The sequence below is a fragment of the Acinetobacter sp. ANC_7513 genome, assembly GCF_056779915.1.
In genome coordinates this window covers 12249-33878 of the sequence record NZ_JBWYIW010000010.1, presented here as the reverse complement: position 1 = coordinate 33878, position 21630 = coordinate 12249, and the positions used below count along the sequence as shown (strand labels likewise).

Genomic DNA, 21630 nt, shown 5'->3' with positions numbered 1-21630 from the left:
CAATAACCTGCTTTACCTTTGGCAGCAATATTTTTGGTTCAGATGCCGCTTTTTCACGCTTAACAAATGCAAAGAAAGATTTCTTTTGAGTCTTTTCCTTCGACTCATTCTGAGACTGCGAATTAGATAAAGGTATAGTGTTAACTTGAGCAATTTCATTTTCGACTATGTCGTCTAAATCAGGAACTTGTTCAATAACTTTAGGAACAAGAACCTGTTCTTTCACTTGCTCTTTCGAGATTTTGGATTTCGATTGGAATAATTTAAAACGTGGCTTTTCAAGCTGTTCAGGTATATCTTCAACAGTCTTTTTTTCCAAACTAAAGTTGATTTTTGGTTTTTGTAATTCTGCTGATAGTGCACGTTGGGTATCGTCAATTGCTAGAGGAGCGATTGCATCTTCAGCATGTACTTGTGTCGTACATAAACTGATCGCAAACAGCGTGATATACCCCATATCCTTCTGACTTAATTGATGTTTAGCCACTTGTAATCTCTATTAAAAAGTGTGAACTACGTCACATAAAATCAATCGTATTCTACAATGATTTTTATATTATTTCTGCGTCAATTGTAAACTTACGATTTGTTTGAGTTAATTTACAGTCTAAATATCTATAAAACAACATTATTTTATAGATATCACACTATTTTTTTAAACTGTGAAATCATCACCTAAATAAACTTTACGGACAGTTTCATCCATAAGTACTTGATCTGGTGTTCCTTCCGCAATGACAGATCCTTCGCTGACAATATAAGCATGCTCACAAATCGCGAGCGTTTCGCGAACGTTATGGTCTGTAATGAGCACACCGATACCACGTTCTTTTAAATTGCGAATGATATCTTTGATATCACCTACAGAAATTGGATCTACCCCAGCAAAAGGCTCATCAAGGAGCATAAACTTAGGATCGGCGGCTAATGCTCGAGCGATTTCAGCACGGCGACGTTCCCCCCCTGACACACTCATCCCCAAAGAATCTTTAATATGTGTAATTTTAAAGTCTTCTAATAACTCTTGAAGTCTCTCTTTACGTTGTTGCTTATTAAGATCCTTCCGCGTTTCAAGAATCGCCATAATATTATCTGAAATACTCAATTTACGAAAAATTGAAGCCTCTTGTGGCAAATAACCAATTCCATGACGAGCACGCTCATGCATTGCAAGGTCCGAAAGATCAAGATTATCTAAGTGAATTTCACCTTTATCCATTCGAACCAGTCCGACTACCATGTAAAAGCTTGTCGTTTTTCCCGCCCCGTTCGGTCCAAGCAAACCAACAATTTGACCACTCTGCATGCTAAATGAAACATCTTTCACCACCCAGCGTTTACTATAAACTTTGGCAAGATGTTTAATTTTTAATGTTTGGATTGGTGATTCATTGACACTCATTAATCACGTACTCCAGAGAATGATTTTGAGGCAGAAGGTGGAATGATAATTTGTACACGACCTTTCGAACTGCCTGTGCCACTACTGCCACCGCCTACAACTTCGATATCACCCTTATTCATACTGTAACGCAAAGTGTTCCCACGAATACTTGCGCCATCTTGATACAAGTATGCATTACCCGACAAAGTAATAATGCCTGTATCAGCGTTATATACAATTTTAGAGGCTTCACCACGTGCAATGCCACGTTTAGACTCTAATTGCTGTTGGAATTTTGCAGGGGAACCTGACGCATTTACTGAGCTAATTTGACGATTGGCATTGAGATTAGCAACTATAGAGGCTGCATTTAACTTGAAAGTACCTTGTTCAACAGAAACATTCCCCACATAGGTCGTTATACCTGTTTTGTCATTATAGGTCGCACGATCAGCTAAAAGCATGATGGGTTGATTACGATCACTTGGCAATGCAAATGCCATAACAGAAATAGAACTGAGTGCCACCATTGCTATTGCTTTAAGCATTTTTGAACCTGATAAATAAGAAGGTTTAGTTTGGTGCATACTTTCCTCGAATATTTTTAAAATCGTACTGACCTTCATTCAAATCTGCTTCTAAGCCTTGGCTGACAAAATCTGCATTTGGTGTTTGTACAGTAACTTGCTCAGATGTTTCAAGCTTTCTTGTTTTTGGATATCCTGTAAGCGCATCGGTTCGAAAAACCATTTTGCCCATTTCTCCTTGCTTGGTTGCAACAACATCTCCAGATAACACAATCTTCTCATTGTCATTGAAACCATGTGCTTGTTTAGCATAAAACGTAGCGTCTTCTACATTATTAGTAAACATGCTGGCATTTAAATTCTGCAAGCTTGATGTTTTCTGTTTCATATCTTGGTTCAGCTCATCCACTCTAGCCTTAACATAAAGCATGCCTTTTTCATCAGTTTGCAAAAGATTAATATTCTTTGCTGAATATGTCATCGATTGAGCGGATGAACCCTCTAATTTTTTCCCTTTACCGCTGTAATAATAATAGCCACCACTTATAGCAGCGACAATAACAGCAGTAATGTATAAAACTTTAGTATCCATAAATCATCAACTATATTCAGCGTTCATATCAACTGCATATTAATGCGTTACAGCCAAATATTTTTCAAGAAGTTCATGGTAAACCCCTTTTGACAACAATAACATGTCACAAATTTCACGCACAGCGCCACGACCACCATAAGCTTGGGTTACAAGGTCTGCACGACGACGAACTTCAACATGACCATTTGGCACTGTTACTTTCATTCCCGCAATCGCAAAAGCTGATAAATCTGGCCAATCATCCCCCATATACAAGCAATCTTCTGGTTTTAAACCCAGTTGCGTACAAGCTTGCTGTAAGGCAGTCCCTTTGTCTTCACGCCCCTGATAAACTAAGTCTACACCTAGATCATTCATACGCTTTGCCACAATATTGCTTTGGCGACCGGTAATAATGACAACTTTAATTCCAGCTTGCTGAACAAGTTTCATCCCAAGTCCATCACGAATATCAAATGACTTAATTTCATCACCTGAGTTCGTCAACGTTACAAAACCATCACTTAGAATACCATCCACATCCAAAACCAACGCTTCGATATGTCGTGCTTGTTCTAACAATACATAAGATGCCATGAATTAATTTACCCCAGCTTGAATTAAATCGTGCATGCTAATCACACCAATCACTTGTTTGGCATCATTGACTACTACAAATTGATTGATTTTTTTAGCATTCATTTGCTCTAGCGCTTCAACCGCTCTTGCTTCTTGTGAAATGGTTAGAGGATTTTCAATCATAACCTTTGATACAGCAAGATTAACATCAAAACCTTGTTGCTTATCAATGAGACGTCGCAAGTCACCATCCGTAAATATACCTAACAGAACATCATTTTCATCCACAATTGTGGTTAATCCGAGACGTTTGTTTGATATTTCGTATAAAACTTTATTCATTGGTGTATCTGGTGAAACTTTTGGTAAAGAGTCACCCACGTGCATCAGATGTTTAACATGCAACAGTAATCGCTTACCGAGTGCACCAGCTGGATGTGACATGGCAAAATCATTTGCAGTAAATCCACGCGCTTCAAGTAAAGCAACAGCCAAAGCATCACCTAAAGCTAAAGTCGCTGTCGTGCTTGAAGTTGGTGCCAAACCTAATGGGCATGCCTCTTGAATATGACCAAGTGTAAGCGCAACATCAGCGTTCTGTGGCATTGGTCCACGGTCATCACCTGAAATTGTTATCAATGGCACACCCAAATGTTTGATGAGTGGCATTAACATCATGATTTCATCACTTTTACCAGAGTTTGAAATCGCGATCAGCACATCTCCACGCACTAACATCCCGAGATCACCATGACCAGCTTCACCTGGATGCATAAAGAAAGACGGAGTTCCTGTTGATGCAAATGTTGCAGCCATTTTTCGACCGATATGACCAGATTTCCCCATACCAGTGACCACTAAACGACCTTGACACTGTAGGATAATTTGACATGCTTGGGAAAAACGATCATCAATCTGACTGGATAGTACCGATAAAGCTTGACGCTCAATCTCTAAGGTTTCTTTTGCAACCTTTTGAAAATCAATTGGATATGTAGTATTTTCAGAATTCAAATCTGGGCACCTTGAGGCTGGATTCAGCCACAATTTCAATCATTAAATTATTCTTCATATATTAACATAAGCATGCAAGTATCTTTTTCTTAAATGTATAAATTTCATTTGCATAGATTTTTTACGCATAAAACTTTGTGAAAGATAAGCCTTAGGTTAAGATGAACCACCATTTTTTTAGCTTTTTGAAGACCTATGCAACCATTTGTTCTATATAACTCAGAGCAACGAAAAAAAGTTGAGTTTGTACCACGCAAAGCAGGACATATTGATATGTATGTCTGTGGGATGACAGTTTACGACTACTGTCATATTGGTCATGCTCGGGTTATGGTTGCATTTGACTATATTATTCGTTTTCTTCGTAGCCAAGGTTGGAAAGTTAAATATATTCGCAATATTACTGACATTGATGACAAAATCATTGCACGTGCAAATGAAAATGGTGAAAGCATTACAGCACTCACTGATCGCTTTATTCAGGCAATGAATGAAGATGCTGCTAATTTAGGATGCTTGGCACCTGATGAAGCACCTCGTGCGACAGAGTATATCGATCAAATGCAAAATATGATTGGTATTTTGGTCAATAATGGCACTGCATATCCTGCGTCAAACGGTGATGTGTACTTCGAAGTTGAAAAATTTAAAAAATACGGGCGTCTATCTGGTCGTAAACTCGAAGACATGCAAGCAGGTGCTTCCGAACGAGTCGATGTTGAAGTTGAAAAGAAACATCCTTTCGATTTTGTGCTATGGAAGCATGCAAAAGAAAATGAACCTTCTTGGAAATCTCCTTGGGGGAATGGTCGTCCAGGTTGGCATATTGAATGTTCAGCAATGTCTACATGTTGCCTTGGTAATCATTTTGATATTCATGGTGGTGGGTCTGACTTGACCTTCCCCCATCACGAAAATGAAATCGCACAAAGTGAAGCTGCAACTGGCGAACAATATGTAAACTATTGGATGCACGTAGGCTTTATCAATGTCGATGGTGAAAAAATGTCTAAATCTTTAGGCAATTTTTTCACGATTCGCGATGTCATGGAAAAATTCCATCCTGAAGTTATTCGTTACTTTATCGTTTCATCACACTATCGTAGCCCTGTGAATTTTTCTGATACTGCGCTTAAAGAAGCTAAAAACACATTAAGTCGTTTTTATCATTCATTTAAAGCATATCAACAGATATATGGTGCCGAAATTAATTCGCAATACGATGAAGCACTCGTTGAAAAGTTTAATGCAGCAATGCGGGATGATTTCAACACATCAGAAGCGATTGCCGTACTTTTTGAAATCAATAAAGAATTAAATCGTGCCGTAAAAGACGAAATTGCTGAACAGGCGGCCATATATTATGCCACCTTGCGCCATCTGACCAATATCTTAGGTCTTGTTCAACATAATGTTGATGAATTCCTAAAATCAGATATTGGTCAAGAAAGCTTATCTTTGAGTAATGATGAAATTGAAGATCTCATTCAACAACGCAAAGATGCCAAGAAAGAGAAAAACTTTGCACGTGCAGATGAGATTCGCCAAAATCTTCTTGATCAAGGCATTGTACTTGAAGATACGCGTCAAGGAACTTTATGGCGGCGTGCTGATTAATTCATCAATTAAATTTTGGAAGTGTTGACAGGGTGTGCAAAATCACTATAATTCACACCATATTGCGGGAATAGCTCAGTTGGTAGAGCACAACCTTGCCAAGGTTGGGGTCGCGAGTTCGAGTCTCGTTTCCCGCTCCAAAATTTTAAAAGCTTCATTCGAAAGATTGAGGCTTTTTTTTATTGACTTAGATTCTCAAATAAAGTCGACCTAGATTAAATTATTCGAAAGAGAAAAGAGAAGCTAGCCGACCAAAGTCAAAGTTGCTCCACACCCCATCACTCTCGAACTTGAACAGGTTTTCATCTTAAATTCACGCTTTTTTTGATAATATTAATCACTTTAATGCTCTTTTTTAGGCTAAAAGCATGAGATTAAATGCTGACTTCTCTCAACCTGTAATAATTACTCCAGAGGATTATCAATGGATTCAATCCCCAAGAGGCGAAGTTAAACGAATGATGTTTGATCGTGTTGGCTTAGAACAAGCAAGAGCAACCAGCCTAGTTGAGTTCCCTTCAAATTCTCAGTTCCCAGAGCATCAACACCCCTTCGGTGAAGAAGTTCTAGTGTTAAAAGGGACTTTTACTGAAGATGATCATCAGCACTATCCATCTGGATGGTATATGCGAAATCCTCACCTTTCTAAACATATTGTCTCGAGCTTAGATGGATGTCTGATCTTGGTGAAACTCATGCAAATGTCTGAAGAAGAAAAATTAGCTACCCGAATTGATACTCGTGACGAGCGAAACTGGACCTATTTTAACAACAGAAAGATTTGCCAACTATTTCAATCTGAGTATGAAGACACCTTTCTCGAAAAACTCGAAAGCCAACAGGTTTTAGAATCAACACATCATAACGGTATTGAAATTTTCATTATCGAAGGTGAATTGGTGATGAATGAACGAAATTATTCAGCTGGTTCGTGGATGAGGTTTCCGACTCAACATCGTATTGAATTCAAAGCAGGTGCTTCTGGCGCTTTGATTTATGTAAAAAAAGATCATTTAAAAAATATATACCCAAAAAAACCCAATACATTATTGGGTTTTTAAGCTAGTGCATTGATTAAGATTCATCATATGCGCTTTTTTTCCAGACACCCATATCAATAAGCTTCTGAATTTGCTTATCAATCACTTCCGCTTTATATTCGTCGTGATGTCCCTGTTTTTGCTGCAAATACAAATTTTTAGGATATATATTATTTTTATAAATTAATTGTGCGCATTCTGCACGTATATCTTTCATCCAATTGGTCACCTGAGCGTGTGTACGATGATAACGAAGTGCCTCTATATCAACTACACCAGTCACATAGGTAGATCCATTGGTATCATGCTGTTTACCCACTATTTTACCTTTATGGTCCACAATCATAGAAAGACCACCACCACAATCGATCGGTGCTAATGTATTTTCATCAAGATACATCCCCCCAATATTAGGTGCTACTACGTACATATTATTTTCTAAAGCACGAGCACGATTGGAGATTTCAAATACATCATTTTCAGTAAATGAAGCTGGTAAAGATGCACGATAGACGACTTCAGCACCATTCATCGCTAGGCCTCGACCATTTTCTGGAAAATTACCTTCCATTGCCATCATTATGCCCAATCGACCAATTTCCGTATCAACTACTGGCCAAAATGATTGAAGCTCTTCGCCATATTTTTTTACCCACTCATCATACAAATCATGAGGTGATGCTGAACGCTCGCATGGCAATAAAGCAGACATTTTGTGGTGTTTTAAAATAATTTCGCCTTGAGGATTTATAATAAATCCGACATTAAACATAATGCCTGGCCAATCCTCATTTTTAGCTTTGGCTTGCGCCATGATAAAAACATTATGTTTTTTAGCTAACTTACCTAAACGATCTGTTTCAGGGCCTGGTATATCGATCGCACCATCATCTAAGAATTCTTGAATATCAACATCGAGTGCTTCATCGTTGAAGCCCTGTAATGCTCCCTCTGGGAGAACCAACAGTCTTACTGGAATATCTAAAGAACTCAACCATAATGCACCGGATGTAAGTTCCTCTAAATGAGAGATATTTTTCATAATATCTGCTCTACAACTTGTGCCCCATATTGTTGGAACTAATCCTACTACACCATAAGGTTTGATCATTTTGTTTTCCTCTAAATCCATTCAGTTTTTTTAATGTACTTAAAAATTATCAGTGTGCTGATAATTATGCAAGTTCAAAAACCAAAAAATTTAGAAAATTATTCTTCATTAATTTTTTTCATCCATTTCCTGACGATTCTTATTTCACTTTCACTAAAACCATCGACTAAAGAATCTTCTAAACGATCAATAGCATCACCACAATCTTCCATAAGTTTTTTCCCTAAATCTGATATCTCAATTAATTGAATTTTCTTATTCGTAGAATGAGAAGTTTTGTAGAGAATATTTTGTTTTTCTAATTTTGAGATCATCAAATTTACTGTTTGTGGTGTTAATGAAGCAAAACGTGCTATTTCCGCATTTGTGAAACCTGGGTAAGTCAAAATAATTTTCAAAATTGTGAACTGTGGTGGAGTGATTGAATATTCAGCAAGTACACGCTCCATTTTTAAACGATATACATGGGATGTCTTTCTTAATAAAAATCCAAGGTAACCCGATTCATTATCAAATATTTCAGGTGAATTCGTATTTTTTTTAAACATACCTATTGCCCTTTTATAAAATCATAAATATTATCAGTATACTGATAAAAAGTATTTGAGTTTAACTTTGCATTATATATGACTAATGCTGCTTAAATTTGAATACCCAGTCACAGTTCAGCTACAAAAATAATGGAATAAAAATCAAACCCTTAAGGATATAGGACACAAAAATGCAGAATACTCTAAATGCTGAAGAACCCGCTTCGGTCAAAAAAAATACGAGATACGCTTGGTACGTAGTCACACTATGTATGTTGGCTTATATATTTTCTTATATTGATCGACAAATTTTAGTCTTGATGATTGAACCCATCAAAGCAGATTTAAATTTAACTGATACTCAGTTTAGTCTATTGCACGGTTTAGCTTTTTCCCTATTTTACGCATTTATGGGATTGCCAATCGCTTATTTAGCAGACCGATTTTCCCGACCAAAAATTATTGCAATTGGCATTATTTTTTGGAGCTTAGCAACAGCGGCTTGTGGTCTAAGTAAAAACTTCATTCAACTTTTTCTGTCAAGAATGGGGATTGGCATTGGTGAAGCAGCATTATCACCCGCAGCATATTCCATGTTTAGTGATATGTTCAGTAAAGACAAATTAGGTAAAGCCGTTGGTATTTACTCCATTGGTTCTTTTATCGGTGGAGGGATGGCTTTTCTCGTTGGTGGCTATGTGATCAGCTTATTAAAAGATGCAACGTTTATTGATGTTCCTCTACTCGGCATGATAAAGGCTTGGCAAGTTGCCTTTATTCTTGTTGGATTGCCAGGCGTTTTTATTGGTCTTTTATTTATTTTAACAGTAAGAAATCCGCAACGAACAGGACAAAAACTCGATGCCTCAGGTAATGTCGTAAAAGTTAAATTTACGGATTCGTTTAAATTCTTAAAAAAGCATAGTAAGACATTTACTTGTCACTACATGGGCTTCACATTCTATGCAATGGCATTGTTTTGTGTCATGAGCTGGTCACCTGCATTTTATATGCGTAACTTTGGTCTAAGTCCTGTTGAAACAGGTTATATGTTAGGAACGATTCTACTTATCGCAAACACATCTGGCGTTTTCTTTGCAGGCTGGTTAACTGACTATCTGACAAGTAAAGGTCGACGTGATGCTGCAATGTATGCTGGTTATTTAGGTGGTTTAGGAATTATCTTACCGATTATTAGCTATACATTAGTAGACTCACTGTGGTTATCTGTTGCTATTTTTACAGTGGCTATGTTCTTTGCATCTTTCCCAATGCCAACCTCAACAGCAGCTATGCAAATTTTAGCTCCAAATCAATTACGAGCTCAAATTTCTGCAATTTTCTTGTTAATCAGTAGCTTAATTGGTTTAGGTATTGGAACAACTTTAGTCGCATTAATTACCGATAAAGTATTCGGGGATACCAACATGGTGGGTTATTCAATTTCAATCGTAGGTGGATTCTCAGCGTTATTGACTATTATTTTACTTAAAACAGGATGTAAACATTTTGTGAAAAGTCTAGATGTAGAAAAAGATGAAATGGTCAGATAAGAAGTGATTTGTGCAAAATTACATAAAGCATTTTCTAAAATCTAAGCTCATATTTAGTTTATTTTAGAAAAAGAACTCGAACATCTGTTCGAGTTCTTTTTTCTCAACTGAGAATCAATAATGATTAAACTAATCAAAGGTAGAAAAAAATAATCAAAGTCTACTTGTTGCAAGCCAAAGCCGCATTATGATGAATACCCATGTCCGATGCCCGATTAAATAAAGATAAACGAAGTATTCCCTGTCAGGTCTAGGCTTTCAACATTTTTCGTTTGAAGAGCAGATTATTCTCCCTACTTGAATAGAAATCACTCTCAAATTTACTAAAATGCGTTCAGGACTGCTGAATGAGGAAAACTCACTTCCAGAAGCTGATTTAACTTAACTCATTCAAAGTGTGAATATTGTTAGACGATATAATGCCGAACCATATAGCGCGTTAACAAAAAAAGAATATTATTTAGGTGATCAATCAGATGAGTGCGTAATTATTATTTTTACTCATCTCTAAATCAGATTCAGTGTTACAACTTTTGAGTAATCGCAAAAAAAAGACTCGGACTTAAAAGTCCGAGTCAGGTTGTAGTCAAATATTGAGCATTTTTTAAGAAAGATTTACTTTTTGAATACCATTTCTACCTGGGAAATCCTTGGCTAAAGATCGGGCATTAGGCATTTTTAACCATAATCTTAATAATTTTCTTCGCTTTGAGATGTCTTCATCATCTATAAATGACGATCGTGAATGCATTACACAATAGTTATTACAGAACTGCATATCACCCGGTTCAAGCATCATATCTAGTCTGAGATCAGGATCTTGTATGTACTGATCGAAAATATCAAGCGCATCGACTTGAACTCTGGATAAAGGTATTCCTTTTCGCTCATGTCCTAGTTCAATATATGCTCTTAAGTATCGGCAACTTAATTTATTGTCATAAAAGCTAAATATAGGCGTGAGTGTTGGTTCTGAGTCACCAAGATGATCACAATAAGTCGGATGATAATAATAACCTAGATATTCAGGATAATTTTCTAAAATTCTATTGTAGACTGTGGCAGCACTGACGAGACTACTCAATCCTCCACTCATTGCTTTTCTAATTGATAGCAATCCAACTACGTCAGATAAGTCAGTGTGGTAAGGGAGATATGCGTTTGTTTCATAAACTCGCGTTGATTTGTTGTTAAGATCACCAACGTTTTCTACTTTACCCAATAAATCGCCTTTAGGATTTTGGGTAACGGGTTGACCCATATACATGCCTATTAAATAGTAAATAATCGCCAATTGGCGTTCACTAAATTTAGAGACATCCAAACCTTTTAATAGAAAGAAACCATATCCATTCTCAAGCTCATCGGCATATTTTTTAAATTCAGATAAAACTTGTGAATTATTAATCGTTAAATGCGTGTTATTCAATTGATCAATTTCTAGATCTTGTTGTTCTATCAATTGCAAATTTTGGCTTAATTCATGAAGCATTTCTGCGCTTAAATAATAAATCCAATCTGTCTGATTTTTTAGGTCTTTGCCCACCCATGCCGACTTATGACTGATTTTCTCTTTTAATATCGTATTCATCGCAATTTATCCCTGAACTAGTGTTTGTTTTCCTGCATTTTTCGAACCATCGCATTAAAAAACTTATCTGCGAAAGCACTTTCTTGAATTAACATTTGAGTTAAGTCTGCACACTTCTGTTTTACGATATGATCTAATTCAACATCGTCACCACGCATTGAATCCGCTTGGCATTGTATTTCTGCCGCTCGTTGAACTGTCCAGAGTAGGAAAAAAGCTTTTTCAATCGTACTCTCTCCCACAGCTACACCATGATTTCTAAGTACCAGAATGTGATGATCACCTAAACTTTTGATCATTCTTTGTTTTTCTTCTTCGAATAGGGTAATGCCTTCAAAGGCATGATAGCCTACCCGACCATATAACTGCGCACCATAAAAATTGTCATTTTTAAAGCCATCTTTCTTTTGTGCAATGGCACTGATTGGTGTGGTATGTGTATGTATTAAACATCGAATATCATCACGAGCACCATGAACAGCACTATGTAAAGCAAATCCTGCAGGATTGGCATCATATTCAGAATGAATTACTTTATTACCGTTTAAATCAACTTTTAATAAATTTTCGGGTGTGATTTCCGTATAGTTCAAGCCGAAAGGATTTACTAAATAATAGTGTTCAGCTCCTGGTAAGCGCGCTGAGACATGATTAAAAATTGTTTCCGTCCAACCAAAATAATCAATAAGGTGATAACAATTCGCTAATTTAACTCTGAGCGCCCATTCAGCTTCAGACACATTCAATACATTATTTTTCATCTTCATTATTCCTTGTTCTGGCTTGTTCGCTTAAATAGACCGTTAATTCATATATAAGTTTGGATGTCGGCATCGGACATTCATAAGCATCTGCCAATTCAAATACAGCTTCTGCAATGGGTGCTAACTCTAAAGGGCGATGATTTTTGTAGTCATGCCACATTGATGTATATGTTTCCCCCATCTCTGAACCCAATTTTAAAAATGTGTTTGGGTCGATATTGATACGAGCGCCATAGCAAGCCGCAACAGCTCGAACTTCATATAAAATTTGTTGCGTAATTCGAGTTAAATTGTGATCAGAATAAATTTTACTTAGCGGAGCATCAGCCACAACCGATAATGGATTGGAGCTCAAGTTAGCCATAACCTTGGTCCAAATTTGATCTCGGATGTTCTCTACGGGTCGTGCTTCGATACTTGTATTTTCAAACAATTCAACAAGCGCATGTAATCGTTCAGTCATTTGATGACTCGGCTCACCAAAGATCAACAAATATGGATTGTCTGATTTGACCTCATTTCCATTGACACTTTGCGCTGTAATAAATACGACAGCGCCAATTAAATGTTCTAATGGAAAATGGTCATTTAAAACGCCCTGTTGATCTAAACAATTTATGCTTGAATGTTCAGAGTTATTCTCTAAACCGTAAAAATACCAAAAGGGTATGCCATTCATTAACGGCACGATGACTGTCGCGTTATGCATATAACGCTTCAGCTGAGTTGAGATTTCGTATAAAGCGTTAAACTTGGTTGCTATAAATATAAAATCCTGTTTTTCAATGCATTCTTCAGTATCCACAATTCGAGATGGATGTACTTGAAATTCACCCAGTACATCTTTTAAATGAATCCCTTTTTGCTTTAGCGTTTCGACTTTTTCCCCTCGCGCTAAAACAGTGACTTGGTGTCCTGCTAGCGTTAATCTAGCAGCAACTACACAGCCTATGGCTCCAGCACCATATACCAAAATTTTTTTTGACATCCATTCAAAACCCTGAAAAGCGTATAAGTAGTTATGTTCTAAATAGCTAATACGTCTTGATGCTTACTATTAATTCCTAAGTAACTTTCGATGATTCTTGGATCTTCAACTAAATCAGAGCCCTTTCCTTCCATTGAAAGCTCTCCCATTTCTAAGACATAAGCATAATCTGCAAGTTTTAAAGCAGCTCTAGCATTCTGCTCAACTAACAAGATAGACACGCCATGTCCTCTTAATTGGTCAATCACCTTAAAAATTTCTCGGGTGATGAGTGGCGCTAATCCCAAACTCGGCTCGTCAAGCATCAACAATTTAGGTTTAGCCATGAGTGCACGACCTACTGCAAGCATTTGTCGTTCACCACCAGAAAGTGTTCCTGCTTGCTGTGATCGTCTTTCTTTCAAACGAGGAAAAATGTCATACACTTCATCTAAAGTGCTCAAAATCTCTTTGTCTCTTTGGCGATAGCGTTGAAAAGCGCCAAGCATAAGATTGTCTTCAATAGACATTGTTCCAAATAACTCTCGTTTTTCAGGCACTAATCCAAGCCCACGAATGACCATTTGCTCAACCTGTGGACATTGCTCCACATGTCCATCGAAATCGACGTGTCCTTTAGAACCCAGCACCCCCATAATTGCAGACAATAAAGTTGTTTTACCCGCACCATTTGGACCAACAACAGAAACAATTTGGCCTTGATTAACACGCATATTAAAATTTGAAAGCGCTTCGACTTTTCCGTAAGCAACACTCAAATTATTTACTTCTAGCAGAGGCGTGCCCTCTTGATTTCCAAGCATTGTGATCATGCAGCACCTCCTAAATAAGCTTCCAATACAGCTTCATTTTTTTGAATTTCTTCTGGTAATCCTTCAGCAATTTTTTGACCGAACTCCATGACCACAATTCGGTCTGCGAGATTCATGACAAAGTCCATATCATGCTCGACCAAGAGAATCGCCATACCTTCAGCACGTAATTTCGCTAGAAGTTCAGCTAAGGCTTGTTTCTCTTTAAATCTTAATCCTGCTGCGGGCTCATCAAGTAGTAATAAGCTTGGGTTCGCACATAAAGCACGTGCAATTTCTAAAATACGTTGCTGCCCGAGTGCTAAACTGCCAGCTTCGACATACAAATATTCTCCAAGCCCTACACGTTCTAGTTGATATTTAGCCTCATTGAGAAGTTCATTTTCTTCAACTCGATCAAGAAGTAACATGGATGAGATGACACTTTTTTCTCCGCGCAAATGTGCACCTATGGCTGTATTTTCTAATACAGTCATTTCAGGCAATATTTTTACGTGTTGGAATGTGCGACTTAATCCTAATTTGGCAATTTCTCTGGATGGTATGCCATTTATTTTTTTACCTTTAAATAAAACTTCACCACTTGTTGGAACATCTACACCTGATATTTGATTGAACATGGTACTTTTACCAGCACCATTCGGACCAATTAAAGCGAGAACCTCTCCAGCGTGAATTTTCAGATTCATTTCATTGTTCGCAACTAAGCCACCAAATTTTTTCGTGATGTTCTTCGCATCTAATATCAATTCACCCTTGTTGATTTGATTTTCTACTTTGTCCATTTGAGGAATGGGGTGGATTGAAGGATATAAATCTACTGGCTTATATTTATTTGGGATCAACTTAGTAATAAATGACCAAATCCCTGATGGTGCTTTTTGCATCAATACAACAATGATTAATCCAAATACGATTGTTTCATAATGACCTTGTCCGCCAAAAATAATAGGCAAAGCATCTTGCAACCATTGGCGTACCATGGTGAATATGCCTGCACCTAATATTGCACCCCAAATACTACCGACACCGCCTAACAACGCCATAAACAAGTAGTCGATACCCATTTGGAGTCCAAAAGGTGTCGGGTTAATAAAAGTTTGCGTGTGTGCATAAAGCCACCCTGAAATTGATGCAAAAATTGCAGCAATCACAAAGATGATCATTTTTGCTCTAAACGTATTTACTCCCATAGACTCAGCCATTACTTGTCCGCCTTTCAAAGCACGGATTGCTCGACCCTCTCGAGAATTTAAAAGATTTTTTGTCAAAATAATGGCAATGAATACAATGAGCCAAATGAGGTAGAACATTTTGTTGCCATTATCAAAGGCAAATCCTGCGATAGAAATAGAGGGAATATTCGAAATTCCAGAATGCCCACCTAAAGTTTCAATGGTGGAAAAGAAATAATAAAGTGAAATGCCCCAAGCGATCGTACCTAAAGGCAGATAATGCCCTGAAAGTTTAAGTGTTAAGCCACCCACCAAAATCGCAGATGCGACTGTGATAACTATTCCGAGCAGAAGTCCAAACCAAGGATTTCCACCTGTCCATGCGAGGAAACTTGGTAATTGTTCAGTCACAGTTAAGTAAGCAGTTGCGTATGCGCCAATTCCCACTAAGGCTGCTTGACCAAATGTAGTCATGCCTCCAACGCCTGTCACCAATACAAGACCCAACACGACTAATGCATTTAGACCAATATAGTTCAATAAAGTGACTTGATAGGTCGGTAAAAAAAATGGGCTGATGAATACAATTAGCGCAAATATAAAGAAATAAGTTTTTGATTTCATTCTTCATCCTCCTCAACATGACGAGTTGTGAGTGATTTCCAAAGTAAGAAAGGAATAATTAATGTAAAGACGATGATTTCTTTGTAATCACTTGCCCAAAACATTGAGAAAGACTCAATAACACCAACAATCACGGCACCAATTGCTGCGACTGGGAAGCTGATTAGTCCTCCAATGATTGCCCCTACAAATCCCTTCAGACTTAAAATAAATCCTGAGTCGTAATACAGGGTTGTGATCGGTGCAATTAAAATGCCTGATAACGTTCCGATAAATGTAGCTAAAACAAAAGTCAGTTTGCCCGCAAAGATTGGAGAAATACCCATGAGCTGTGCACCGACTCGATTGACAGCGGTTGCATGCAATGCCTTACCATAGAGTGTTTTTTCAAAGAAATACCAAAGCACTAAAATCATCACAAAGAATGAAGCGATAATGATCAAAGTTTGACTACTTAAAACAAGAGTTCCAATCTCAAAGCTTTTGTCACTAAACGGTTGTGTTTGAGCACCATTTGGACCGAATATCACGAGTCCTAAACCGACTAATGCCACATGAACCGCTATCGACACTATCAATAAGACTAAAGGTTTGGCTGCCACTAAAGGTTGAAAAAAAGTGCGATACATTTGAGGACCAAGCGGTGTAATCACAGCCAAAGTCAATAAAACTTGAATTGGCATTGGAAGCGTCGCTAAAGGTAGTGTGTACATCGCGATAACGATCAAAGAAATATAAATTAGTGATGCAATAAAAATTTTGATATTAAATATTTGATTTTTAAAAAATTTAGCGTATAAATCCAGACTTGTATTGACAATAAAAAACGCAACGACCAGCCAAACTATTAAGCTTGGAATACCTGCTTGAATGGATGCCAAAGTCAATGCACCAAACACAGCAAATTCACCCAATGGAATAAGTAATATCCGAGTGACAGTAAAAACTAAAATGATACAAAGCGCTAATAATGCATAAATAGCACCACTGGTAATACCATCCTGCCCCAAAATTAACGCGATATTTAAATCCATAACATCTTCCTACCCTTTTTTGAGGATGAATTTACCTAGAGCGATATATGCATATCGCTCTGAGTTCATTTATGAAAAGCTAAATTTACTTCAGTAGTTTCCACTGACCATTTTTAACAATGATCATTTCACGCCCACGCTTGTCAAATCCACTATGATCAGATGGGCTCATGTTATACACGCCTTGAGTTCCTGCGACTTCTTTTGTAGATTCCAATGCATCACGTAGAGCTTCACGGAATTGCACGGTGCCAGGCTTTGCTTTTTTCAAAGCAGTCGGTACAGCTTTTTCAAGCAAAATACCTGCGTCATACACATTTGCCCCGAAGGTTGCAGGTGTTTGTTTATATTTTGCTTTATAATCATTGATATATTTAGTAGCAATTTTCTTAGAAGGATGTGTATTAGATACTTCATTTAAAACAAGCATTAAACTGGCAGCTAAAATCGTATTTTCTACTTTCTTGCCACCCATTTTTAAATATTGATCTAAAGCCGCACCATGCGTTTGATAAATTTGCCCTCGATAGCCTCGATCATATAAAGCAGTTTGTGGGGGCACTGCTGAACTGCCTGGTGCTGCAACTAGAATTGCCTGTGGTTTTTTACTTATGAGTTTTAACGCTTGACCAGTTAGAGAGGTGTCTTGACGTTGAAATGATTCTTGAGCAACGATTTTAATCCCATTTTTCTTTGCTAAATTCGCTAAGACTTTTCCCCAGTTTTCTCCGTACGGATCAGCAGTACCGATAAATCCTAGAGTTGTAATTTTTCGCTTCACCATATCTTGCACAAGCGCTTCTGCGATGATTTCATCATTCTGAGTGGTCTTAAACACCCATTTTTTTTGATCCGTCATTGGCATGACTATCGTAGAAGTTCCAACCGGTGCAAGAAGAGGTACTTTCGCTTTAGCAATCGTCCCAATCACAGCAGAAGCATTTGGTGAACCAGAAGGACCAATGATTGCATCAACTTTGTTTTCTTTAATTAGTTTCTCGACAGCTTTGACAGATGCTGTAGGATCACTCGCATCATCAAGAGAAATATATCGAACGTTCTCATTACCAATCTTTTTAGGTAATAAAGCAACTGTATTTTTTTGTGGTATACCTACCATTGCTACAGGTCCGGATGATGATGTCACAACTCCAATCGTGATATCAGCTTGAGCATAAGTGGCAATTGCGATTAAGCTTGTTGATAATAATAATTTTTTAAACATCATATAATCTCCAGTTTGTCCATTAACTGTTTATGTAATTAGAATTTATAGCTATATGTAGTAATGATTCGATTTTCAACAAAATCATTACCATTGGTTGTTCCTGCACCATATTTAGTAGTCGTGTCGATATACCTCCATTCTATACCCAACCCTTTAAAAGACCCTTCTGGAACGGTGTAGCCGACAATGAAATTAGCTTCAGTTTCTTTATTATCTGGTAGGCCATTACGCTCTATGTTCGTACCATATAAATAACGCAAAGTCGTTCTTAAACCCGGCAAACCAACATTTTTAAAGTCATAAGAATAAAGTGCATGATAAGTAAGTTCTTCAGGTTTGATGAAACCTAAAGTTGACCAAGTATGTAGGAAAGGTTGAGGAGCGAATCCATCAAATGTTGGAAAATTGGTATCCCCGGAATTTTTTTGAACACCTGCAGCAAAACTATGTGAGCCATTTTGAATGTTGGCCTGAACGCCAAATGTTTTGCTATCTATGTTTCCATAGTATTTGTCACCAGCTTCACTGTTATGGAAATAACGTGCATCTAATTTGATTTTAGAGTCGCCAATTTGAGTGTTATATGCTGCATTTAAATAATGTTGGTTATAAATATCTTCCAGCTGACCAAACCAGTAAGAGCCTGAAATTTTAGGGCTAAAATTATAGTCTAAACCAACATAACTTAAACCATTACTTTCTATTCTTGCTTTACCTGGTGCAAACAAGCTTAGTTTTTCAAACTCATCATCATTACGCGCATTAATATGCGTGATTCGTCCAGCAGACAGTTTTAAATCTTGAATGGCTTTGGTTTCAAATGCCGCACCAGCATATGTTGTCACCAACTGACGTGAATCATCAATAAATGCAACAGGTGTTTTTGGCGAAAGTTCCCCAACTAATAGCTCAGAATCTTTATATTTCAGCTTTAAGGTTGCACCAAATTTATTATAACTACGTTCTTGCTCATTTTTTATGGGATCAAATGGTAAGATCGAATCAGACCTTTCAGCATTATGATTTGATAATCTTAGTGCGTAACTTGAAGTCACGTCAAAACCCACCTGAATGGGTGTATTGGTATAACCTGAACTAAACTTTAGACCTAATGCTTGTGACCAACTACCAACATCAGGCTGTGTTGTGTTATTTCGATCAATAAAGAAATTTCTTAAATTTATTGTCGTTTGACTATCTTTTACCAGGTCCGCATAAACTGCTGTATTACAGCAAATTGCTAGTATTGCAAATGTAGGTAACTTTTTCACTCAACTTCCCCTTAGTTTTTTACTGATTTTCTCACTCAACCCTGTTTAATTTTTTCTATTCAGCTATATGAAATTTCATATATTCAACCCAATTCTTTTCCAATTCCATAGAAAATTCAATTTTCTTTTAAGTATATTTATATACCTTAATTAATAATTAAATCCCTTTTAAATCTTCATAGATTGAAAAAAAGGCCAAATGATCTAACATTTAGCCCAATTTGATTTAATGAATACCCGCAATATCTTTTAGAATGGTGATAAAGGTATTCTTTTCTTGGTCACTGTATTTTGCAAATACTTCATTTTGATGCTCATCAGCTATATCAAATAAATAATGTGCGGTTTTTTTACCTTTATCCGTTAATTGGTAGAATTCTTCTGTTTCGACTAGTAGCTCATCCTTCTTAAGGATTTCCGCTGCTCTTTCTATTTCTCGCATAGGCATTGCTATATCACGTGGTAAATCATCTTTGCATGAACTTGCACCACTGCCTAGCACTAAAAGCATTCGAGCTTCACTCGTTCTAAAACCTGTGACTAATTGCTTTGGGATGTAATCATTTTGATAAAACTTGAATGCTCGACTCATGAGATAGGCAACATTATTATATAAGTTACCTTGATATAGTTGACCCAAATCATCAGTTTGGTCTGGATTTGAATCTTTAATTCTTAACATTGGGTGTGGTGTTACTGCTGAGTACGCACCCTGGTGATATACTAATGGACTACGACCTTCATCTTGAAAATTAACGACCTTTCCAATAATAATCCAGTGATCCCCGCCTTCTACAATTTGAAATAATTCACATTCAAAAACAGCAGAGCAATTTTCCAGAACTGGAGCATTACCTAAACCCAAACGGTAGTTTGCTCCTTCGAATTTATCAATATTGCGTTTAGCAAATTTATTCGATACCTCGATTTGTGATCCAGATAAAATATTGACTGCAAAATGACTAGAGTTTTTAAAAACTTCAAAACTGGTCGATTTTTTATCAATACTCCACAAGATTAAAGGTGGGTCTAATGAAACTGAGTTAAAACTATTGGCAGTTACACCCACTTTTTCACCTTGCGCATTTTGCGCTGTAATAATAGTAACCCCAGTTGCAAAATTACCGAGTGCTCTGCGGAATTTCATCGGATCAATAGCTTGTTCTTCCGATTTTTGATAACTATTCATTCCCTTCTCCTAAATCCCAAAATGACCTTCCATGATGGCAATTCAACTATTAAATATCTAAAACTAATCTCGGTGTTTTTGATCGAGAACAACACACTAAAATCTGCTCATTACTTTCTTTTTCTTCGTCAGTAAAGTAGACGTCTCGATGATCGGGTTCGCCTTCAAGCACATCACACATACACGTTCCACATACGCCCTGTTCGCACGATAACTCGACTTTAATCCCTTCTCGCGCTAAAGCTTGCAGAATAGTTTCCTCTGGAGCTACTTGAATCGTTTTACCACTTTGTTGTGCAACAACTTCAAAACTAGCGCCACCTAAATCAATATCTACCTGAAAATATTCTTTATGTAATTGATCGGAACTAAAACCCTTAGACTCAGCAAGATTAATAATCCAATCCATAAATCCATTAGGACCACAGGTATATAAATGTGAATCTTTGGCAATATCTTTCATTGCGTGATCAAAAAATTCACGATGATTTGCACCATCATCTTTAAAATGGAAAGTTGTATAACTCGCTAAGGGACCTTGCTTGATTTCATCTACAAATGCAGCGGTTTGTTTAGAGGCTGCACAATAATGCAATTCAAATGACTTATCGTTATTTAATAAATCATAAGCCATGGTAATTAACGGTGTAATCCCAATACCACCACCAACTAAAATGCTGTGAGATGCATCTAACAATGGGAACAAATTTTTAGGATGGCTGACTTGTAGTTGCATCCCTTCAAAGATGTCATTAAACGCCGACAGTGACCCCCCTCTTGATGCTTCGTCTTTTAAGATCCCTAGTCGAAAAACACCTTTTAAACTAGGATCTTGACATAGAGAATACTGACGGATTAACCCATTAGGCAGGAATAGATCGATATGTGATCCAGCTTCGATTTCAGGTAATGGAGACTCAGTTGCTGAAATTAAATCTAAGACAACAACATTTTCCGCTTCTACTGATCTTTTATTTACTATTACGGAGTATTTTTCGTTCATAGTTTTCCCCCTTTATGACTAA

General features: G+C 37.2%; 20 protein-coding genes and 1 tRNA gene. 4 read left to right on the top strand and 17 right to left on the bottom strand.

Annotation, left to right across the window (positions count from 1 at the left end; all coding sequences use genetic code 11):
• Positions 1-655: 655 nt before the first annotated feature.
• From lptB to AC1M9B_RS11140, 5 genes are read right to left on the bottom strand one after another with little or no spacing between them, the layout of a single operon-like run.
• Entirely contained in the window at positions 656-1402 is a 747-nt protein-coding gene (gene lptB, locus AC1M9B_RS11160; RefSeq protein ID WP_481592089.1) for an LPS export ABC transporter ATP-binding protein, read from the bottom strand.
• The gene (lptA, locus tag AC1M9B_RS11155; protein WP_373683313.1) at positions 1402-1932 is read right to left on the bottom strand and encodes a lipopolysaccharide transport periplasmic protein LptA; all 531 of its coding nucleotides are present in this window, start codon (positions 1930-1932) and stop codon (positions 1402-1404) included. The genes lptB and lptA overlap by 1 nt, the downstream gene beginning before the upstream one ends.
• Before the next feature lie 25 nt (positions 1933-1957).
• Positions 1958-2503, bottom strand: a complete 546-nt coding sequence (gene lptC, locus AC1M9B_RS11150) for an LPS export ABC transporter periplasmic protein LptC (RefSeq protein ID WP_481609110.1) — start codon at positions 2501-2503, stop codon at positions 1958-1960.
• Positions 2504-2542: 39 nt separating this feature from the next.
• On the bottom strand, positions 2543-3082 hold the full coding sequence (locus tag AC1M9B_RS11145) for a KdsC family phosphatase (RefSeq protein WP_481587672.1): 540 nt from the start codon (positions 3080-3082) through the stop codon (positions 2543-2545).
• Positions 3083-3085: 3 nt separating this feature from the next.
• Positions 3086-4078, bottom strand: coding sequence for a KpsF/GutQ family sugar-phosphate isomerase (locus AC1M9B_RS11140; RefSeq protein WP_481587673.1), 993 nt, complete (start codon positions 4076-4078; stop codon positions 3086-3088).
• A gap of 195 nt (positions 4079-4273) precedes the next feature.
• On the opposite strand from AC1M9B_RS11140, the gene cysS reads away from it, so the two are divergent.
• The 3 genes from cysS to AC1M9B_RS11125 all read left to right on the top strand — a co-directional run bounded on the left by cysS (position 4274) and on the right by AC1M9B_RS11125 (position 6756).
• Positions 4274-5695: a cysteine--tRNA ligase gene (gene cysS, locus AC1M9B_RS11135; protein ID WP_481609109.1), complete on the top strand. Its 1422-nt coding sequence runs from the start codon at positions 4274-4276 to the stop codon at positions 5693-5695.
• 64 nt (positions 5696-5759) lie between these two features.
• Positions 5760-5835 (top strand) — tRNA-Gly (locus tag AC1M9B_RS11130).
• 228 nt (positions 5836-6063) lie between these two features.
• Positions 6064-6756, top strand: coding sequence for a cupin domain-containing protein (locus AC1M9B_RS11125; RefSeq protein ID WP_481609108.1), 693 nt, complete (start codon positions 6064-6066; stop codon positions 6754-6756).
• Positions 6757-6769: 13 nt separating this feature from the next.
• Here the strand turns inward: AC1M9B_RS11125 and AC1M9B_RS11120 are convergent, their stop codons facing one another.
• Entirely contained in the window at positions 6770-7846 is a 1077-nt protein-coding gene (locus AC1M9B_RS11120) for a nitrilase-related carbon-nitrogen hydrolase (RefSeq protein ID WP_481609107.1), read from the bottom strand.
• Between the two features lie 98 nt (positions 7847-7944).
• Positions 7945-8394 (bottom strand): MarR family winged helix-turn-helix transcriptional regulator, encoded by a 450-nt coding sequence (locus AC1M9B_RS11115; RefSeq protein ID WP_179999575.1) that lies wholly within the window; start codon positions 8392-8394, stop codon positions 7945-7947.
• A 173-nt stretch (positions 8395-8567) separates the two neighbouring features.
• Between AC1M9B_RS11115 and AC1M9B_RS11110 the strand changes: the two genes are divergently transcribed.
• Positions 8568-9929, top strand: coding sequence for a spinster family MFS transporter (locus tag AC1M9B_RS11110; RefSeq protein ID WP_481609106.1), 1362 nt, complete (start codon positions 8568-8570; stop codon positions 9927-9929).
• A gap of 604 nt (positions 9930-10533) precedes the next feature.
• On the opposite strand, the gene AC1M9B_RS11105 is transcribed toward AC1M9B_RS11110, so the two are convergent.
• The 10 genes from AC1M9B_RS11105 to AC1M9B_RS11060 form a co-directional block, all read right to left on the bottom strand.
• The gene (locus tag AC1M9B_RS11105) at positions 10534-11520 is read right to left on the bottom strand and encodes a TauD/TfdA family dioxygenase (protein WP_481587677.1); all 987 of its coding nucleotides are present in this window, start codon (positions 11518-11520) and stop codon (positions 10534-10536) included.
• A gap of 17 nt (positions 11521-11537) precedes the next feature.
• Positions 11538-12281: a class II aldolase/adducin family protein gene (locus tag AC1M9B_RS11100; protein WP_228143120.1), complete on the bottom strand. Its 744-nt coding sequence runs from the start codon at positions 12279-12281 to the stop codon at positions 11538-11540.
• Positions 12271-13272: a ketopantoate reductase family protein gene (locus AC1M9B_RS11095; protein ID WP_481587678.1), complete on the bottom strand. Its 1002-nt coding sequence runs from the start codon at positions 13270-13272 to the stop codon at positions 12271-12273. The genes AC1M9B_RS11100 and AC1M9B_RS11095 overlap by 11 nt, the downstream gene beginning before the upstream one ends.
• 38 nt (positions 13273-13310) lie before the next feature.
• On the bottom strand, positions 13311-14084 hold the full coding sequence (locus AC1M9B_RS11090) for an ABC transporter ATP-binding protein (RefSeq protein WP_481590751.1): 774 nt from the start codon (positions 14082-14084) through the stop codon (positions 13311-13313).
• A complete protein-coding gene (locus AC1M9B_RS11085) occupies positions 14081-15883 on the bottom strand; it encodes a branched-chain amino acid ABC transporter ATP-binding protein/permease (RefSeq protein ID WP_481609105.1) in 1803 nt (600 codons plus the stop codon). The genes AC1M9B_RS11090 and AC1M9B_RS11085 overlap by 4 nt, the downstream gene beginning before the upstream one ends.
• The gene (locus AC1M9B_RS11080) at positions 15880-16917 is read right to left on the bottom strand and encodes a branched-chain amino acid ABC transporter permease (RefSeq protein WP_481609104.1); all 1038 of its coding nucleotides are present in this window, start codon (positions 16915-16917) and stop codon (positions 15880-15882) included. The genes AC1M9B_RS11085 and AC1M9B_RS11080 overlap by 4 nt, the downstream gene beginning before the upstream one ends.
• Positions 16918-17002: 85 nt before the next feature.
• Positions 17003-18145 carry an ABC transporter substrate-binding protein gene (locus AC1M9B_RS11075; RefSeq protein ID WP_180028233.1) on the bottom strand — a complete coding sequence of 381 codons (1143 nt, stop codon included), beginning with the start codon at positions 18143-18145 and terminating at the stop codon, positions 17003-17005.
• A gap of 35 nt (positions 18146-18180) precedes the next feature.
• A complete protein-coding gene (locus AC1M9B_RS11070; protein WP_481587681.1) occupies positions 18181-19416 on the bottom strand; it encodes an OprD family outer membrane porin in 1236 nt (411 codons plus the stop codon).
• Positions 19417-19642: 226 nt separating this feature from the next.
• On the bottom strand, positions 19643-20605 hold the full coding sequence (locus tag AC1M9B_RS11065) for a p-hydroxyphenylacetate 3-hydroxylase reductase component (protein ID WP_481609103.1): 963 nt from the start codon (positions 20603-20605) through the stop codon (positions 19643-19645).
• Between the two features lie 49 nt (positions 20606-20654).
• Entirely contained in the window at positions 20655-21608 is a 954-nt protein-coding gene (locus AC1M9B_RS11060) for a PDR/VanB family oxidoreductase (RefSeq protein ID WP_481596401.1), read from the bottom strand.
• Positions 21609-21630 lie beyond the last annotated feature (22 nt).

Bases quoted from the DNA above. Each gene is read 5' to 3' on its own strand.
- lptB (WP_481592089.1), bottom strand. From the start codon at position 1,402: ATGAGTGTCAATGAATCACCAATCCAAACATTAAAAATTAAACATCTT.
- lptA (WP_373683313.1), bottom strand. From the start codon at position 1,932: ATGCTTAAAGCAATAGCAATGGTGGCACTCAGTTCTATTTCTGTTATG.
- lptC (WP_481609110.1), bottom strand. From the start codon at position 2,503: ATGGATACTAAAGTTTTATACATTACTGCTGTTATTGTCGCTGCTATA.
- AC1M9B_RS11145 (WP_481587672.1), bottom strand. From the start codon at position 3,082: ATGGCATCTTATGTATTGTTAGAACAAGCACGACATATCGAAGCGTTG.
- cysS (WP_481609109.1), top strand. From the start codon at position 4,274: ATGCAACCATTTGTTCTATATAACTCAGAGCAACGAAAAAAAGTTGAG.
- AC1M9B_RS11125 (WP_481609108.1), top strand. From the start codon at position 6,064: ATGAGATTAAATGCTGACTTCTCTCAACCTGTAATAATTACTCCAGAG.
- AC1M9B_RS11120 (WP_481609107.1), bottom strand. From the start codon at position 7,846: ATGATCAAACCTTATGGTGTAGTAGGATTAGTTCCAACAATATGGGGC.
- AC1M9B_RS11115 (WP_179999575.1), bottom strand. From the start codon at position 8,394: ATGTTTAAAAAAAATACGAATTCACCTGAAATATTTGATAATGAATCG.
- AC1M9B_RS11110 (WP_481609106.1), top strand. From the start codon at position 8,568: ATGCAGAATACTCTAAATGCTGAAGAACCCGCTTCGGTCAAAAAAAAT.
- AC1M9B_RS11105 (WP_481587677.1), bottom strand. From the start codon at position 11,520: ATGAATACGATATTAAAAGAGAAAATCAGTCATAAGTCGGCATGGGTG.
- AC1M9B_RS11100 (WP_228143120.1), bottom strand. From the start codon at position 12,281: ATGAAAAATAATGTATTGAATGTGTCTGAAGCTGAATGGGCGCTCAGA.
- AC1M9B_RS11095 (WP_481587678.1), bottom strand. From the start codon at position 13,272: ATGTCAAAAAAAATTTTGGTATATGGTGCTGGAGCCATAGGCTGTGTA.
- AC1M9B_RS11090 (WP_481590751.1), bottom strand. From the start codon at position 14,084: ATGATCACAATGCTTGGAAATCAAGAGGGCACGCCTCTGCTAGAAGTA.
- AC1M9B_RS11085 (WP_481609105.1), bottom strand. From the start codon at position 15,883: ATGAAATCAAAAACTTATTTCTTTATATTTGCGCTAATTGTATTCATC.
- AC1M9B_RS11080 (WP_481609104.1), bottom strand. From the start codon at position 16,917: ATGGATTTAAATATCGCGTTAATTTTGGGGCAGGATGGTATTACCAGT.
- AC1M9B_RS11075 (WP_180028233.1), bottom strand. From the start codon at position 18,145: ATGATGTTTAAAAAATTATTATTATCAACAAGCTTAATCGCAATTGCC.
- AC1M9B_RS11065 (WP_481609103.1), bottom strand. From the start codon at position 20,605: ATGAATAGTTATCAAAAATCGGAAGAACAAGCTATTGATCCGATGAAA.
- AC1M9B_RS11060 (WP_481596401.1), bottom strand. From the start codon at position 21,608: ATGAACGAAAAATACTCCGTAATAGTAAATAAAAGATCAGTAGAAGCG.